We start from the raw sequence: 16822 nt of genomic DNA on the forward strand, positions 1-16822 counted from the left end.
ATGAAATATACTTTTGAAAGCAATACATTAGAAATCATTTGGAATGGGCTTAATGAAACACCAAAAAGAACCAATCAGTTCGTCACTGAAAAGCTTTATTTAAAATTTTTAGAAAGAGGTTGGGTTTTAGAATATGAGATTGAGGATATTTTTTATCACTTAGATAGGGGAGTTTATTCAATTTTTTTGGAAAGAAAATCTATGGATGAAATATATAAAGGATTTGAAATAGACTTTGAAACTATATATGACAAACCAAAAGCTACTGATTCTAGTGTTATGGGATATAATTCAATAAGTATAAAGAATTTTGTTTTTCTTTTAATCCAATTAGAAAAAATTGGTTTTAGTACTAATCCAATTTTTTTAGTTGAAAAATTGTTACCTGCTTTAAAGCAAAAAAAATACCTATCAAAAAGTGAACTGGAAATATTTTGGTATAATAAAACCCGATTAAAAAATGAAACAATTTTTTTGTCAATTGAAAATTATCACGGATTCTTTTTAAATCCTAAAAAACTAAAAACAGAATTAGGGTTTAAAATTAATGTTGAATTTGATGAAGAGAACAAACCTGTATATTTTGAAATTGTTGCACCTAAGTTTAGAAAAAAAACTTTTACTTATCCTACGACTTGTGAGGAATGTGACTATACTTGGCAGAAAGGAGATCCATCTTCCAGTGCTTCACATAGAAGAGTACATAAAAGAGCGATGAATTGGTTAAATCCACAGCCTTTAGAAAGAATAAAGGAATTGGATAAAATAAATAAGGATTATATCCTAGTTACTGCAGATTCACCAAAATGGCAACATTTTGAAATGTATGAAAGAGCTTATGCCTTTAAAAAGGAATTTCGTTATGACTTTGTCCAATATCAAAGTAGGGAGGGACATAATGATGAAAACATTCATGGATATCTTTTCATTAATGAGAACGATTCTATTATTGGGGCTTGCTGTTTTAGAAAAAATGAATTAGAATGGGGTTTAGACTGGATTTGGATTTGTCCAATACAACGAAGAAAAAATCATTTAGCTAATAAATGGAAAATGTTTAAGGAACTCTATGGTAATTTTTATGTTGAACCACCTGTTTCTGATGAAATGAAGTCATTTATTAAAAAACATGACAGTTTACTCCTTTAAATTTAATTTAATTATGATTGATATTTAAAATATTGGTTGTCAGTTAAATTCTAATATTTATATTCTTAAAATAAACCGTTGGGCAAAAGTTCAGCGGTTATTTTTTTTGTTAATTATATTAAAAATATTAACACAATATAAAATATATTAAAAATATTAATATATTTGAAAAAAATTAATTTCTCAAATATGACAACAACAATCTATAATAGACTGCCGGATGAAATAAAAAAGGAAATTCAAGAAAACTTAAGAAAGAATCAAAATCTTAAAATCGGTTTCTTTTCAGAAGATTTCAAATTTCATCATAACGGTAAAGAAATCAGCTATAGATTTGGAGCTCATGAAAAAAATGGCATTAAGAATTTTACAATTGTATTTGATTCAAATACCGTAAAGCATAATCCATATACAAAAAACAATCACATCTTTTTTTACGACAAAAAACTTAAAACATCACTTCACGTAAAAAAAGAACTCTTCGAAGAAATTTTGGATTCTCAAATAGATTTTAATTTAAGCACTGAACAAAAGGAACTGTTATCGCAAGGACATGATGTAACATTAAATGTTACAAATTCGATTTTATCAAACAAAGGAAAAATTACCCCCATCCAGAAAACGACTAAAAAAGAATTGAAAAGTTATGTAGCCGATTACAGTTTCTTTTTAGGTAAAACTAATCTCCTTCTAAAAGAAAATCCAGCTAAGAAAACATCTAAAACATTAGGTATCTCAAAAAATCAATAAAATGGAGAATATTAAAATTTTAAAAGCGGAAATGGATAGAGAAATAGAAAGAGAAACTAGAAGAACCTTTTATGGTATTTTTTTACTTCTGATAATTTACGGAAGTCTTGTTCTGGGTTATCTCATATGGATTGCAGAAAATGATAAAACAATCACTAAATAAATTTTAATATTATGAAAGATCAAGACGTAAATGACATCGAAGTAAAAGGAGCAGTAATCGATCGCCCTTTAAAAGTTAATGACCCAGTTGCCTTTATGAAAGACAATGTATACTATCAGGGTAAAATTGAAAAAATTACAAAAGAAGGAAACTATGAATTGAAACTTTACAATTCTGGCCAAAATGATCTAAAAACTCTTACCGTTCCAAAAGGAGAAAAACTAGAACCGCTATTTATTATTGATAAGAAAGATAAAATGGTTTACCTGAAATATTCTTATGAAGAAGTAAAAGCTGCATTAAGTAATAAGAACGATATAAAGGTTAAACTTCCTGATAATAAAAATTATTTTATGGCTTTAATGTTAGGCAATAAAACAGATGTTATTTCCATCGAGAAAAATATCGACGGAAATTTAAAACCTGTAGAAGGAAGATTGCAGATGAAGAGAATGACAGAAAACAAACTTCCTTATTTATCGGCTGATGTAAAATTTAAGGAACTTAATCTAGACAGACCTATATACGGTAAAGTTTTAGATCAGGCTCAAAAAGATCAACTTCAAAAAACTGGAGAACTTGGATTGGTAGAAGGTTTTAAAACAGCTGAAGGAAAAGAGTTTAAATTATGGGTGTCACTAGATAAAGACTTAAACAAAGTAGTAACAGCTCGTGAAAACCAAATTTATGTTGGAAAAATTTTTGGAGTTGTACCAAACGAAAAACAAATTCAGGAATTAAAATCTGGACAAGGAACTGTGTTAGAAATAAAAGGAAAAAATTATTTAATTCAGCCTTCAGCTGCCGTAAAAGATGCAGATGGAATTAAAAGCTATAGCGAAGCTAAAGCTAAGGAGCTTAAGTTAATTCCTGAAATTGAAGAAGAAAAAAAAAACAGTAAAACAAAAGGAGTGAGAGTTAGTTAGTAGGTTTCTTTTCATTCCATTTAAAAGCACTATCCACAATGCGTGGGGCAATACGCAGGATAGTGTTTTTTTTATCTAAATAAGTCTATGATTAATGAATTACACGATTTTATAATTCGACAATCTATTGGTTATAAAAAATACATAAATGAATTTCTTAATACATCTCCAGTTGACTGGTGCGAAAATGGTAAAAGGAAGTTTACTGATAAAGAAAATAATTATCAGCGCATTTATGAAACACAATTAATAAGAAAAATAAATAAAAGAGAATTACAGTATAAAACCCAAATCTAAATTTACCTATGGAAACTCCTTTAGAAGAAAAAGTAAAATGTATTCCTGCTACTGAGGAACAGAAAAAACAATATTCTCAACATATTAACGGAAATGAATTTACCGATATGCCAAGTGCTGATTTTCCGATTTTTTCCAAAGAACAATTAAATTCTGTTCCTGATATTGTTTCTGAAGTACCATTAAATGAATATGAAAAGAAAATGATATTACTTAATGATTTTGAGTATTCTGCAAGCAGTAACTGGAGCACAACATTTTCTTTAGATAAGGATAATTATTTAATCTCGAAGTATCACGATGTAGATCAAAATAATGAGGTATTTGAAAGTGTAAAAAATATTTACAAATCCGATGTTCTTTATATTCCTCAAAATGAAATTGAATTAAATCAAAACGAAATAAAAAAGATTTCTTCTATTGCATTTGACAAAGATCAATTTGAAAACATAGCTGATAAATTGAATAAATATTATGAACAGGCAGGAGAATCAATGTGGAATTTCAATCATAGTAAGGGGAAAGAAATTTTAGAATTTACTATGTATTTACAGGAATTTCCAGAAAATGTAAGAAATATAGTTTTAGACTATTTGCTTTTGGATTGTCCTGCTAGACCAGATTTTAACGATTATTCAGAAGATATGTTTAATCATGAAACATTATTTGAGCAAGCGATTGAGAATTATATTAATAAAGAATTACCTGATTTTAATTATAAGGAAAAAAGTTTATCCCAAGTTTTAAATTCACACGGAGTAGATATTGAGAAGTTTCCTTTAATTAAGGTTGATGAAGTTAATTACCTTAATATTTTGCTAAATGATGTATCTAGAATATATGCTGATAACAATAAAGAGTTACAAAAAGAAACAGTAAAACTTGAAGCTCCAAATAATGAACCACTATCTACTGAAAGTAATTTATCAATTGATAATATTTATGGTTTTAAACCTACAATACAGCAAAAAGAAGACTTAAATAACGGTAAGGGCATAACAGGAGAAATTCAGGGCAGAAGCTACTTCATTATGCTGTCCACACAAGAAAAAAACAAAGGTACTCTCCAGATTCTATCACTTGAAAAAGCTAAAGAATTTAATCTGTTGAAAGACTTTAACAATAATAAGGTTCAAAAAAATACAGGTTTGAGAGTTTAGTAGGTTTACTCTAAAACCAAAAAAAACACTATCAGGGAAACGTTGGGCAATCGTTTGATAGTGTTTTTAAAAAGTTAATAGCAAAGGCAAATGGCTATTCTTTATTTTGTGTTTAAAGCCTCCCTTATGGGAGGTTTTTTATTAATATTTAACTAGCAATGAATTTATGGACGATAAAAATCAATTTGAAAAATATAAAGGGTTAGGAATGTTATTGGCAATGATATTTCTTTTACTGGATATTTATTATTTCAATTATAAATTTTTTCACGAAGTTGGTCTTCATCATGGATTGTTTGATACCATTATAAAGTTTTTCCTTAAAATGGGATTTTTAAAAAGTCCTTTTTATCCAAAACTCGGAGTAATTTTAATGAGCATCTTTTTTGTAATGTTCGACAATGGAAAAAAGAATGTTGAAATAAATAAAAATGATGCTATCTTTTTTGGAGTTATTACAACCGTTTTATTTCTAAGTACTTCTCTTATAGTTTTCATGTATAAAAATGTATTTCTATATTCTATTCTCGTACTAGGTTCTTATGCTCTATTGATCAAAAGTTATCATGCACTTCACAGATTATTTGATAATGCTCTTATGAAAGACAGATACAATAAAGTCAATAAAATTTTTCCTCAGAATACTGAACTTATTACAAATGACATGAGTGTAAATATTCCATTTACATTTGTGAAAGCTTACAAACAGAAAAAGATTAAAGATCAAATTGTAATGGAACCAGTCTTTGAAGATGGTTATATAAATTTTGTATCTCCCGAAAGAGCCACTTTAATATTAGGTAAGCCTGGTTCTGGTAAATCGTATTCATTTAATGAAGAATTTATCAGACAATGGATTTTGAAAGGTTTTGCTTTTATAAACTATGACTATAAATTTCCAACACTTACCAATTTTGCATATTTCTACTATCTAAAATATAAATCGTCATATGAAAATTATGGAAATAAAGGCAGGTTTGCATGTATTAACATATCAGACCCAAGATATTCCGACAGATGCAATCCAATTCACAGAAGACTATTAAAGAGCAAACAGGAAGCTATTGATGCTGTATATACCATTTTCTTTAATTTAGATAAAAAAAGCGCTCAGAAACAGGATTTCTTTCAAATGTCAGCAATGTCCATAACTGTTGCTGCCTTATGGTTTTTAAGAGAATATAAAAATGGAATTTATTGTTCTTTTCCGCACTTAATTGAACTTATACAGAAACCAGATGAAAAATTGCTTACAATCTTAGACAGCTATCCTGATTTAAGATATTTTACATCAGCTTTTACAGATGCTCTTAAAAAGGAATCATTCGAACAGCTTAGCGGTCAGACTGCATCTGCAAGAATACCTTTAGGAAAATGTGCAACGGACGAGATGTTCTGGGTCATGACTGATCCTGATGATACTGGAGTGAATTTAAAAGTAAATCTTCCTGAAGAAGTTACAATTCTTAATATTGCCAATAATCCTGAAACCCAGAAAACAAATGCGCCGGCGCTTGGATTATATCTCAGTCAAAGTGCAAAATTAGTTAATGATCATGGAAGAGTTCCTTGCGCTTTCCACGTTGATGAATTTCCAACAACATATATTCATGGTTTAAATACATTGATAGCTACAGCTCGTAGTAATAAAGTTTGTACTGTATTATCGGCCCAGGATTATACACAATTAATTTTAGAATACGGAAAAGAAACAGCTGATTCCATTTTTAATACAATTGATAACATTGTGACGGGTAAGGTTGCGATCGATACAGCTAAAAAAATGTCTGAGGCAATTGGAAAAATCAATTACACCACTCAGTCAATTTCAATCAATCAGGATAACACATCTACAAGTTTTAATACTCAAAGAGACTATATTGTCCCTCCCGAAGATATATCTCAATTATCTCAAGGCGAATTCTGCGGAGTAGTGTCCGATAATTTTAAACAAAAAATAGAATTAAAAGCCTTTAGAGGAGATGTTAATCCGCCAAAAGATGATATGAGCAATGTTAAGTTTCCAATGGTCTATCCAGATTTAGACGAAGAAATGCTTAAACAGAATGTTCGCCGTATACAATCAGAAATAAATGATTTAGTTGCGGAGGAAATGATTAGAATTGAAGACGAAAGACAAGATGCGATTGCTGCCGAACATGACAATGTTAGACACAGCCTTGAACAAAATAACAATCTTCCATTTCAAGACATTCCCAATGAAGAAGAGCTCGTTTTTAATCATGATATAGAAGAAAATAATACTGAGATTGAAAATTATAACTTTGATAATTTCGAGGAAAATATAACATTAGAGGATGAAGATTCTGATGATGAAAAGGATGATATGGAATATCAGCAGAAAAGATTAAAAGACTTTCTTTCCTCAATACCAAACATTAACGATTTGAAAAAGAAAGAATAACAATTAACTTATATTAAGGATTTTAATGAATTTAAAATTTTGTGACTATCTTGCGTATATTTTCTAAAAAAGAAACCTATATGATGGCATTTGCTAGCTTGGAAGATGTTATTCCAAAAATTTTAAAAAACCTTAATTTTCACGAGTATCTGATTGCCAACGGATACAAATTATTGCCCAATAAAAACGTGAAAGGCTTTAAATGTTATACTAAACAGGACAATTTGATTCTAGAAGATGATATTGTCTTTGTTGGATTTAATAACGGTGTTGATATTTATTATAGTTCCTTATTCAGTGATTCTGGCAATATTATTGATTTTGTGAAAAATAGATTTGAACTTGAAAGTGATTATGAAACGTTTGCCCCGAATAAAGATCACTTTATAGAAGCAGTAAGAAAATTAGTTCTCTATATAAATACAAATGGAGAAAATGAAAATAAAATAGATTTAGGCACTACTGCAGAGGATTTAAAAAATTTAAAACAGAATACATTTACTTCTTTTTATAAATGCGAGGAATTGTATGATGCTAAATATCTTGAGACATTTAAAATATCTAAAGCAGTTTACGATCATCCTATTTTTAAGGGAACGATTTGCAATTCCAGAGGACTTATTTTAAATGAACAGCAGTTAGACATTATTAATACTGCCTTTCCTATATATAATGAATCTGGCAAGGAATGCGGTTTATATTTTGAAAATAAAGTTGAAAAAAATAAAAGAGTGGAAGCAGATATCCATTTTTTTGCACCTGGTTCAATTGAAACTGGTTTATGGTTTTCCAACAATTATCTGCTAGATAAAAATATTAGAAAAACCAATCTTAAAACAAAAGTTACAGTTGTAAATAATCCGAAAGATGCCTTGGCGCATTTTTCGCATTTAAAAGAAAATAGGTTTTACGTTTCAGTATTCAAACAAGACGAAACAACCTACGAACATTTAAAAAGTGTTCTCACAAGACAAAGAAGTAATTTATATTTGGCAGGTAATGTGACAATTTTAAATTTTGTCAATGAAATTAAAATAATCCTCCAGATGATAAATGCAGAAATTGAGTTCGTGAAAGAAAACAATGAATCATTAATTTTAAAAATTGATATACAAAAGGAAGAAGAACATTTGCAAAAATTATTGAAATTAATAAAGAAGAATAACACAGCAAAAGTGGAACATATTTTAAGAACTTTAGGAGATGAATCCAAAACAAGCTTGCAAAATGATCTAATTATACCTACGCAAGACAAAGAAGGGAATTTATTTATCAAAACACCTAAAAACTATGCTTCATTGTTTTTTTTAGAGCAGATATTAATTAAAGTTTTTCCTGCTCCATTTGACATTTTTATTGAGAAGCCTCAATATTTAGACTGGACAAAACAGAACGTTAAATTCACAACGGCTGTGGAAGACACAACCAGTTCGGAGGAAATTATAGAAAAATATATTCAGGAAGAAAAAATATTTGTTTTATCAAATTAAAATATAGTAATAGTGAGCAAAGTAAACAAAGATACAAACGCTGAAAATAATCAACAGCAACAGCAGGAGCATTTTTTAAAAGTAGGAGAAAGAATCAGGGAATTAAGACTTCTGCATGGATGGTCTATAAAAGGCTACGAAGCAATGCTATCATTGCCTTCAGGAACACTGCATAATATAGAGCATGGAAAAGGAGGAACTGGAATTAATTTTCTAACCATCATTAATCATCTTACAGGTTTAGGTTATTCATATAAATGGCTGTTAGATTTTGATAATGATGATCATTTTAAAAAGGACGAACAGCATATCTATCTTGATATTGATAAAAATGAATTAATAGAAATTAATGAAGAAATGAAAGATGTAATAAATAAGTTTACAAAAGTTGTTTCTAAATATAAGTAATATTTAAAATCTGTTTTATGGCCACAACATTTAAGAAAAAAGAAGAAATAATTGCCCAAATTAATTTGCTTGATTATGCTTTGAATAATGGCTATAAAATTGATAAAGTTAAATCGAGTGTTGAATGGGTTGTATTAAAAAACGATACTATTTCAGACACAATTTTGATAAATTCCAAAAAAAACACATTTTCTAATATAGGGAATGACCGAGACAAGGGAGATATATTAAGTTTTGTTGGAAACAGATTAACAGGAAGCCTTTCAGTTGATAAAAGCAATGAGGCTTTTTATCAATCACTGGTTAAGCTGAATGAGTTTTTTGGAAATTATATCAATAAAGAGAAAAGCAGTGAAGTTCTTGATAAAGATAAGTTTCTGAAGAAAAAGGAGACACTTCATTCTCTCCAGGGAAAAGAATGGAATCATAAACCTATTGAAGATTATTCTTTTCTTATAAACGAGAGAAAAATAAGTGCTGCCATTTTAAAACATCCGCTTTTTGAAGATAAGTTATTTAATACTTATTTTAGATTGCCAAACGGACATCTTATAACAAATACAGCATTTGCTTTAACCTCTTTTAATGATCTGAAAGGTTTGGAAATTAGAAATTCAGGTTTAAAAAATTTAGCCGGCGATCATGAACACGCTTTTTTTACAAATACAAAAGGCATGGATAAAATTGACGGTGTTTTTTATGCTGAGTCCGTTATAGATATTGCAAGTTATATTGAACTTCTGCATGCAAATCCTAAATTTGATAAATCAAAAAATTACTGTTTCATTTCATTTTCAGGAAATCTTTATGAGAGTAAAATGAATAATATATTGAATGAAATTTCAAGTCTGCCTTTATCCAAAGATTGTTTTTTCGTTTCTTTAACAGATAACGATTCTGATAAATTAGAATCAAAAAAATCTGGCAAGAATTATGATGTGTTATTTACTGCATCACTGATAAATAAATTTTTTACGCCGGTTACATTTTCTTCGAATGATACATTTTACGATTTCACATTCACAAAAAAAGAAGATCTGAATATCGATAAAATTAAAACGCTGTTTGAAAAACAGGCAGATTACATTGACAGCCATTATCCATCCGATCAGAGATTTGGTAAATACGTGATTGTAAAAGAGAATGAAGGGGATATTAATATCAAGTTTCCTAAATCATTAGATTTGCTGAATGTAAATTTCAGAGAGTTTTTAAGTGATCTGAAAATAGAAAGATTTTATATTCCACATAAACCATCTAGCCAGTCCAATGACTGGAACGAGGAACTGCAGAGAAAAAAAGGATTTAATCCAGAAAAAAAAAAGGAACAACCCAAAATAGAAAAAGTTAAAAGTTATGGAAGAAAATTTTAAAAAGAAAGCTCTTGAATTTAATGATCAATATGACATTAATTTAATAGATACAGAGTATTACAGAGTATTTGTCAGCCATTTGAAAGAAATGTACCCTAGAGTGTATGTATCGTTGTCTGAAGCAAGCCTTTTAGAGCCATACTTAGAGCCTAAAATTGTATATTTCCTCCAAAGAGAATTAGAGCATAAAAAAATGAAGTATCCTGCTCACGGCTGTAAAGAATTAGCTTATGAAGAAGTATTTAAAGTATTAGAAGATGAACTTTCAGAAAATGAAAAAATTGAGTATTCTAAACAGTTTGATTTAGACATTCATAATTTCATTGATACTGAAGAAATTTTATAAAACACAAAATAAAGAATAGTCATTTGTTCGATTTGCCAAACTAAGGACAAATGATAATTAAAGATTTACAAGATTTCGTTGATGCAATCAACTACATAGCCGATAATAATTCATCGGAAAAAGCAAAACAAACAATCAGCACAGAGGGTTTATCTAAGTTTAAAGACACTTTATATGAAGTTCTGCAGTATATAGATAAATCCATATCTCCTGACAGCTTAACACCTCTTAAAAGAGAACTTTACAGAGCTTTATGCAAGCTCAATTCCCAAGAAAGAAATTCATTGTCTAATTCAATGCTGACTTCTTATTACACCCCAAATTATATTGTGGATGCTGTCAGCCGATCAATTCAGAATTATTGGGTACTAAAAAATTTGGAATCTTTTAAAATCCTGGAACCGTCTGCAGGTTCAGGAAAATTTATTAAACCTTTTTTAAGTTCAGCTTCAAGTATTGATGCAGTTGAGATTGACAGTTTTTCATCTAAGATTCTTCAAAATAATTTCTCTTATCCCAATGTCCATATTCAAAATTCAGGTTATGAAGATTTTAAGCCGGTTTATTTATATGATCTGATTATAGGAAATGTGCCTTTCGGTAATTTTTCTGTTTATGACCAGCACTTAACCAAAGAGAACAGAGAGATTGTAAATGGAAAAATCCACAATTATTTTTTCGTAAAAAGTATCGAAAACTTAAAGCCGGGCGGAATTATAGCCTTAATTACAACCTCTGCCATGAACAACAATTTTGATGGTAAGGAATTGAGGGAGAAAATGGTTAATGAAATGAATCTGATTTCATGCGTTAGATTTTCAGACCAGACTTTTAAGGAAAGCAAAACTAAAGTAGTTGCTGATCTGCTGATTTTTCAAAAACCTCTCACACCCAAAAAAAATATTACCGACAGAGAGGCCCAGTATGTAGAAACTACTCATTATCTTCCTGATAACAACGTATTTTATATTAATCAATTTCTGCTTAACAATCCTGAAAATATTCTTGGTAATCTTTACACAACAACCGGTGTTTTAGGCAAGCAGATTTTATCTGTTCAGGAAATTAGCCAAGAGAATAATCATGAAAAGCTGAGCGCCATTTTAGAATCTGATTTTAAAAATTTCGCTATTGAAAGATTATTGGATATCGAACTTGAAACAGAAGTAAAAGCAGATGGGCCGAACGTATCTGAAATTCATGATAAAATATTAAAATCTTATCCGTTTGCAGAACCAGGGAATATTATCTTTCTGGATAATAATTTTCAAAAGGTTTCCGTAAGCAATCAATCAATTAATCTCCTAGATTATACAGCTTTTAGTGTAGCGCCAAAAGACCATCAAAAATTATCTGTATTAATTGAGCTTAGAGATACGTATAAAAAACTCAGATTTGAACTGCGAGAAAACAATATTCCTAAAGCGCAGATTCTTCAGCAGAGTTTAAATGAGCAGTATGATCTATTTGTTTTTCTTGGGGACAATATTAATACACTAGCCAATGTAAAACTGCTAGCTTCAGAAACAGATGCCGATCTTCTGAAAGGATTGGAAATTTTTGAGAACGGACTATGGAATAAAAGTGAAATATTTTCAAAAGATTTCGGAAGTTTAAAAATTGACACTCCTAAACTTCAGACAATAGAAGATTCTATTGCATTAAGTTTTCAAAAATACGGAAGACTGGACAATGAATTTATTTCTTCGGTTTATCAGAAAGAATTTAACGAGTGGGCAAAAGAAGCTTTAAATAAAGAGCTTCTATATATTAATCCCATTATAAGAGGCTATGATAAAATTGATGGTTATGAATTAGTTGTTCCTTCAAAATTCGTCAGCGGTTATGTCGAAGGAAAATTAAGCATTTACCAAAACACCGGCTTACTAAATACAGATAATAATTTTTCAGATCTGTTTGATAAAAATATTATTGATAAGGCAAGGGAAACTTTAATTAAAGCGATTCCTTTTAAATTAAATATAGCAGAAATAAATCCTGGTATGGGAGAACCGTGGGTAGATAATTCTATTTATGAATTGTTTGCAAAAGAACATTTTAATTGTCCTGAATTTTCGGTAAATCATATTCCTGCAATTGATAAATTTAAAATATCAGGTTCTTACAGCAGTTTTGCAAATGCAAATTATTCAGTAGAAACCAATTCAAATAGGGTTGGCTATCTTAAAATTTTTGAATTTGCAATGATTCACAATATACCTGAATATAAAAAAGAGATTACCCGTGGAGATCAGAAAATAAAAATAGCAGATAAAGACACAATTAATGCGGTTATTGTGGCTGTTGAGAAATTAAATGGAGCTTTCAGCAACTGGCTTCTCCAGAAGAAGGAATTATGTGAAATTTTAGAGAATAAATATCATCTGCTCAATAATGCAATTGTAAAAGAGAATTTTAATGTTTCACTTTTAAATTTTGATGATATTACTATGGTTAGTCCGTATGAACATCAAAAAAATGCAGTATGGCAGAATGTTAACCAGTTAGGAGGAATTGTAGATCATGAGGTTGGTTTTGGCAAATCACTTACAATGGCCATGACTACAATGAAAAAAATTCAGTTTGGTCTGACAAGCAAAGAATTGATTGCCGGTTTAAATGCAAATTATGTTGCTATTTACGAAACCTACAAAAGCACATACCCAAAAGGTAAATTTTTACTGGTTGAACCATCTGATTTAAGTCCTGAAAAAAAACAGGAAACATTTTATAAAATAGCCAATAATAATTGGGATGCTGTTATTACAGCTCATTCCTGTTTAATGAAATTCCCTATTGCCCCGTACACTCAAAGAGAAATTCTTGAAGAAACTATCAATGAGATTAAAAACACGGTTAATGACAGTGATTCTTCAAAACTTTTAACTCGAGGAGAAACTAATGCATTGAATAAAAGGCTTGTTGATGCAGAAGCTAAATTTAAATATGCTAATGACGTTATAAACAATAGAAAGGAAAAAGGTACTTTGATCTTTGATGATTTAGGCTTTAATTCAATGACAATAGATGAAAGCCAAGAGTTCAAAAACCTAAGCTTTACAACTAGGCATTCTAGAGTTGCAGGATTGGGAAATCAGAATGAAGTTCAAAAAACAACAAATTTATTGTCTTACGTTCGACATATTCAGGGTATCCATAAAGGCGATAAAGGAATAACTTTTGCAAGCGGAACAACAATCAGTAATAGTATTACCGAGCTGTATCTGCTTTTCAAATATTTAAGGCCTGAAATGCTGAAAGAAAAGGGGATGAACAATTTTGACCAGTGGGCAAGAGTTTTTGCCCGTAAGACAAATGAGTACGAAGAGAGCGTTACGGGAATGATTAAGCAGAAAGAGAGGTTCAGGTATTTTGTAAAAGTTCCTGAGCTTGCAAAAATGTATAACGATATCACAAATTACGCTGATTTCAATACTTTCAAAATTGAGCGCCCTCAGGCAAAAACACATCTTATTGCAATTGAGCCTTATAAGGAACAGCTTGAGTATTTTCAAAACATTAAAAAATTTGGAGAAACTAAAAATCCTGATTATTTAACAGGCAAGTCAGCGCTTTCAGCTGCTGATAAAGATATTCAGAAAGCAGTAGGTTTAATATGTACAAATCTTGGACGTAAATCGGCGCTGTCTTTAAAATTAATTGACCCTGATTTTCCCGATCATCCTAAAGATAAGATTCATACTATGTCAAATGCTGTGGTAGATTACTACAAGCAGTATGATAAAGATAAAGGAACGCAGTTAATTTTTTGCGATCAGGGCGTTCCTGGTTCGGTTAATTATAATCTGTATGCTTATATTAAATCTATTTTAGTTGCCAAAGGCATTCCTGAAAAAGAAATAGCATTTATTCATGACTGGGATAAAAAAAGAATGACGCTTTTCTCAAAAGTTAATTCTGGAGAAATCCGTGTGCTTCTTGGTTCTACTTCAAAAATGGGGATTGGGGTTAATGTTCAGCAGAAAATTTGTGCGCTGCACCATTTAGATTTTCCGTGGCGTCCCACCGATATGGTTCAAAGAAATGGTAGAGCTGAGCGCCCTGGTAATTTACTGCTTCCAAATTATGATAATGTGCTTAATGTCAATTATTATGCTACAAAGGAATCATTAGATTCCTATACATTTAATCTTCTGCAGATCAAACATAATTTTATCCTGCAGATCAAAAATTCTTCGCTCTCCACTCGTGTGATTGATGAAGGATTGATTGATGTTAATGGCAGTATGAATTTCTCTGAATATATGGCCGCTTGTTCGTCTAACCAGTATTTAACCCAGAAGCTTCAGGCTGAAAAGAAATTGAATGCTTTGGTAGATAAACAGAATTCTTATGATTTGAACTTTAGGCAGAAAACCAATCAGCTTAGTTTTATTAAAGATGATATCCAAAAATGCGAAAGGCTGATTGTTAAATTGAAAAGCGATTTTGAACATAAAAAAGATCTGAAAATTAATTTAATTAACGGAAAAGAATATTCTTCTGATAAAGATTTAGCTGCCGTTCTTAGATATCAGCTTGACGTTAAATTTAAGACTAAAGATTACGAGAACCCGTTCGTTAATTTTTCAAATGGCTTTGGTCTGATTGTTTCCCCTAAACATAAAGATGTGCCTATAGATAAAGAAAATTATAGTGTCTTTCTTCAGACCGCGAATAAATTTAAAATTGGATGGAAGTCTAATACGTTTGTGAAAGATGATATAGAAGTTTCAAATTATGCTAAAAATTGCTTAAGCCGTATAGAAGTGCTTTTAGGTAATGAAAATAAAAAATTGGAAGGTCTCTTAGTTAATCAGAAAGAAATTAATGATGTGCTTTTGAATAAGATTGATAATTCAGAAGAAATTAAAAATTTAAGAAAAGAAGTTGTCAAACTTGAGCATTTGATTGAATTTGAGAATAAGAAAAATAATAATGAACGTGATGATGAAGATCAGAATAAAGCAAAAGGCAATAAGCCGAAATTGTAAGCTGATAAAGTTTATGCGATTTAGTTTTTTTTCCCTTTGGTTTTTGAAAATTTGACTTTGGAAAATTTTGATTCCTCTCCTTTTTTTGGGGAGGTTTTTTTTTGCGAGCTGTGTTATCTTTCTTTTTTGGGCGTTCCGTTGGCCAGGCTATCCGCACTCAATTTTTTGCAGCAGAAAAAGCAGCAAAAAGATTTCAGACAATTGCTACTATCCTTAACGCTTTACATGGAGAAACTCTAATGAACCAAAGGGAATAAAAATGAACTTTAAAATAAGCGATTTAATGTTTAATACCCTTTAAATACAGGCGTTTAAGCGGTATCTTTAAGTAATAAAAATAAGGAACATGTCAAAATCTAAAATTGAAAAATACGTGCTTTCTCCTGAAGAACTTAAAGAAAAAATGGATTATCTGAAAGCAGAAAAAAAGCAGTTTAGGGTATTTTATGGTTTTGCAAAATTAACTAAAAAGATAGTCCGCAAAAAAGAACTGGCTGTCTATTACGAGAACGGCTCTTTAAATTCAAATGATAAATACGTTCAGCAGAAAATACATATTGTATATGTCAGAAATCAGACATTAGAAGAAATGACGGATTTTAATATTGGGAACAGAAGCTTTACAAAGTATGGTTATTTTATAGATGATAAGCGTTGGAATGGAGACATTGAAAAAATACTTGAAGACAATTATACAGCTGAAGAAAATCATGTTTCCGTTAAAGAACGAAATATGATAAGGGATAAACTAAGAAACGAATATTACTCTTTCTATAAAGTCGAAAAAAAATTAATGGGACAGCAGTCCTTAATCTTTAACTAAAATATATGGCAACTTTCACATCTGAGCAATACGAACATTATAAAGCATTTGTTGATACACACTCTAATGAAGTGGCAGAATTTATAATGAACAGTAAACATGATTTTACTCCAGAATCACTGATTAAATTAGGAAATGATGAAGCTCAAAATAATTTCATGGATTTTCCTGATTATGATGAAAATGAACCGTTGGGAATAGAAGATTCCTTAGTAGTTCTTTATTTCGATTATGTTGAAGACGATATCGAGTTTAATAAACTTTATGATTTTTTCTGTGAAAATTTAAAATACTGCTTATGGAAACTCACTGGTGCAGAAAATTAAAAGGGGGAATCGGAAGGGAGATTGAAAACATGGCTCTAAATGCTGAAAAGCTCCAGAGAGAAAAAAAGGAATTATTAAGAAAGCTTGATTCTTTAGAACGTGAAATAAAAATTCAGGAACATGATTTATTAGAATCTATTAATCAGGAATGGAGCAGAGAAGAAATCAATACAGCTCGCTTTATTTAAATAA

General features: G+C 30.1%; 15 protein-coding genes. All 15 read left to right on the forward strand.

What is annotated here, in order from left to right:
• The 15 genes from K6T82_RS23815 to K6T82_RS23885 all read left to right on the forward strand — a co-directional run bounded on the left by K6T82_RS23815 (position 1) and on the right by K6T82_RS23885 (position 16818).
• Positions 1-1149: a hypothetical protein gene (locus K6T82_RS23815; RefSeq protein WP_223711484.1), complete on the forward strand. Its 1149-nt coding sequence runs from the start codon at positions 1-3 to the stop codon at positions 1147-1149.
• 165 nt (positions 1150-1314) lie between these two features.
• Positions 1315-1899 (forward strand): hypothetical protein, encoded by a 585-nt coding sequence (locus tag K6T82_RS23820; protein WP_223711486.1) that lies wholly within the window; start codon positions 1315-1317, stop codon positions 1897-1899.
• Between the two features lies 1 nt (position 1900).
• The gene (locus tag K6T82_RS23825; RefSeq protein ID WP_223711488.1) at positions 1901-2062 is read left to right on the forward strand and encodes a hypothetical protein; all 162 of its coding nucleotides are present in this window, start codon (positions 1901-1903) and stop codon (positions 2060-2062) included.
• Positions 2063-2073: 11 nt separating this feature from the next.
• Positions 2074-2988, forward strand: coding sequence for a DUF3945 domain-containing protein (locus K6T82_RS23830; protein ID WP_223711490.1), 915 nt, complete (start codon positions 2074-2076; stop codon positions 2986-2988).
• A gap of 87 nt (positions 2989-3075) precedes the next feature.
• Complete coding sequence (locus K6T82_RS23835; protein ID WP_223711492.1) at positions 3076-3285, forward strand: hypothetical protein; 210 nt, start codon at positions 3076-3078, stop codon at positions 3283-3285.
• Positions 3286-3293: 8 nt separating this feature from the next.
• On the forward strand, positions 3294-4445 hold the full coding sequence (locus K6T82_RS23840; protein ID WP_223711494.1) for a hypothetical protein: 1152 nt from the start codon (positions 3294-3296) through the stop codon (positions 4443-4445).
• Positions 4446-4611: 166 nt separating this feature from the next.
• Positions 4612-6870 carry a TraM recognition domain-containing protein gene (locus K6T82_RS23845; protein ID WP_223711496.1) on the forward strand — a complete coding sequence of 753 codons (2259 nt, stop codon included), beginning with the start codon at positions 4612-4614 and terminating at the stop codon, positions 6868-6870.
• Between the two features lie 80 nt (positions 6871-6950).
• Complete coding sequence (locus K6T82_RS23850) at positions 6951-8360, forward strand: hypothetical protein (RefSeq protein ID WP_223711498.1); 1410 nt, start codon at positions 6951-6953, stop codon at positions 8358-8360.
• Between the two features lie 12 nt (positions 8361-8372).
• Positions 8373-8768: a helix-turn-helix domain-containing protein gene (locus K6T82_RS23855; RefSeq protein WP_223711500.1), complete on the forward strand. Its 396-nt coding sequence runs from the start codon at positions 8373-8375 to the stop codon at positions 8766-8768.
• A 17-nt stretch (positions 8769-8785) separates the two neighbouring features.
• Positions 8786-10141 (forward strand): hypothetical protein, encoded by a 1356-nt coding sequence (locus K6T82_RS23860; RefSeq protein ID WP_223711502.1) that lies wholly within the window; start codon positions 8786-8788, stop codon positions 10139-10141.
• Positions 10125-10487, forward strand: coding sequence for a hypothetical protein (locus K6T82_RS23865; RefSeq protein WP_223711504.1), 363 nt, complete (start codon positions 10125-10127; stop codon positions 10485-10487). Before K6T82_RS23860 ends, K6T82_RS23865 begins: the two co-directional genes overlap by 17 nt.
• A 50-nt stretch (positions 10488-10537) precedes the next feature.
• Positions 10538-15481, forward strand: a complete 4944-nt coding sequence (locus K6T82_RS23870; protein WP_223711506.1) for a helicase-related protein — start codon at positions 10538-10540, stop codon at positions 15479-15481.
• A gap of 346 nt (positions 15482-15827) precedes the next feature.
• The gene (locus tag K6T82_RS23875) at positions 15828-16304 is read left to right on the forward strand and encodes a hypothetical protein (RefSeq protein WP_223711508.1); all 477 of its coding nucleotides are present in this window, start codon (positions 15828-15830) and stop codon (positions 16302-16304) included.
• Between the two features lie 5 nt (positions 16305-16309).
• Positions 16310-16630 carry a hypothetical protein gene (locus K6T82_RS23880; RefSeq protein WP_223711510.1) on the forward strand — a complete coding sequence of 107 codons (321 nt, stop codon included), beginning with the start codon at positions 16310-16312 and terminating at the stop codon, positions 16628-16630.
• The gene (locus tag K6T82_RS23885; RefSeq protein ID WP_223711513.1) at positions 16603-16818 is read left to right on the forward strand and encodes a hypothetical protein; all 216 of its coding nucleotides are present in this window, start codon (positions 16603-16605) and stop codon (positions 16816-16818) included. The genes K6T82_RS23880 and K6T82_RS23885 overlap by 28 nt, the downstream gene beginning before the upstream one ends.
• The last annotated feature ends 4 nt before the right edge of the window (positions 16819-16822 follow it).

Source organism: Flavobacterium potami (assembly GCF_020026915.1).
Lineage (GTDB): Bacteria > Bacteroidota > Bacteroidia > Flavobacteriales > Flavobacteriaceae > Flavobacterium > Flavobacterium potami.

Bases quoted from the DNA above. Each gene is read 5' to 3' on its own strand.
- K6T82_RS23815 (WP_223711484.1), top strand. From the start codon at position 1: ATGAAATATACTTTTGAAAGCAATACATTAGAAATCATTTGGAATGGG.
- K6T82_RS23825 (WP_223711488.1), top strand. From the start codon at position 1,901: ATGGAGAATATTAAAATTTTAAAAGCGGAAATGGATAGAGAAATAGAA.
- K6T82_RS23830 (WP_223711490.1), top strand. From the start codon at position 2,074: ATGAAAGATCAAGACGTAAATGACATCGAAGTAAAAGGAGCAGTAATC.
- K6T82_RS23835 (WP_223711492.1), top strand. From the start codon at position 3,076: ATGATTAATGAATTACACGATTTTATAATTCGACAATCTATTGGTTAT.
- K6T82_RS23840 (WP_223711494.1), top strand. From the start codon at position 3,294: ATGGAAACTCCTTTAGAAGAAAAAGTAAAATGTATTCCTGCTACTGAG.
- K6T82_RS23845 (WP_223711496.1), top strand. From the start codon at position 4,612: ATGGACGATAAAAATCAATTTGAAAAATATAAAGGGTTAGGAATGTTA.
- K6T82_RS23850 (WP_223711498.1), top strand. From the start codon at position 6,951: ATGATGGCATTTGCTAGCTTGGAAGATGTTATTCCAAAAATTTTAAAA.
- K6T82_RS23860 (WP_223711502.1), top strand. From the start codon at position 8,786: ATGGCCACAACATTTAAGAAAAAAGAAGAAATAATTGCCCAAATTAAT.
- K6T82_RS23865 (WP_223711504.1), top strand. From the start codon at position 10,125: ATGGAAGAAAATTTTAAAAAGAAAGCTCTTGAATTTAATGATCAATAT.
- K6T82_RS23870 (WP_223711506.1), top strand. From the start codon at position 10,538: ATGATAATTAAAGATTTACAAGATTTCGTTGATGCAATCAACTACATA.
- K6T82_RS23875 (WP_223711508.1), top strand. From the start codon at position 15,828: ATGTCAAAATCTAAAATTGAAAAATACGTGCTTTCTCCTGAAGAACTT.
- K6T82_RS23880 (WP_223711510.1), top strand. From the start codon at position 16,310: ATGGCAACTTTCACATCTGAGCAATACGAACATTATAAAGCATTTGTT.
- K6T82_RS23885 (WP_223711513.1), top strand. From the start codon at position 16,603: ATGGAAACTCACTGGTGCAGAAAATTAAAAGGGGGAATCGGAAGGGAG.